Origin of the sequence: Legionella maioricensis, from assembly GCF_023618015.1 — a bacterium.
GTDB lineage: Bacteria > Pseudomonadota > Gammaproteobacteria > Legionellales > Legionellaceae > Legionella > Legionella maioricensis.
Map to the genome: position 1 here is coordinate 1 of NZ_JAJKBJ010000068.1, position 522 is coordinate 522.

Consider the following 522-nt stretch of genomic DNA (forward strand, 5'->3'; position numbering starts at 1 on the left):
TCATAAATGGTTCAATGTTCTGGTATACCTCGTTGTATTTGACTTCTCTTTTTTGAGAAGGTTTTTTTTAAATTTTTTCACATGGAGATATATCGAATTGCTGGAAATATCAACGAGCATATAAATACCGGCGATACCACAGGGCGTCACTGATGTTGAAGGATAGTTAGGATGATTTCCAAGAGCAAAATAATAGGACCATGCTGAAGTCAGTGTACCTAACATCTCTAAATAGTATGTTACAGCGAACATAGTCAAATAAAATAAAGGTTTCTTTCTCTGTCTTACGATAAATAAAAAAAACAAATAGCAAAGAAAACCTGCAATATCTTTTAAGATAATTAATGACATGAAACAGGTAATAAAAGCAAATTGATGCAGGAATTTCTCAAGAACCACATGATAACTCCATATGAATCGTTGACGGGACATTTGGTACACGATGGCATAAGTAACCGCATGGCCTAAGGGTATGTATGGCGGGATATTATCAAGGTGATACTGATATAAGGTTAAGATTTT

The 522-nt window shown here is 34.3% G+C and carries 1 pseudogene; it reads right to left on the bottom strand.

Annotated features, from left to right (window positions below):
* A pseudogene (locus LOX96_RS17520) lies at positions 1 to 522 on the bottom strand (hypothetical protein); the annotation flags it as partial.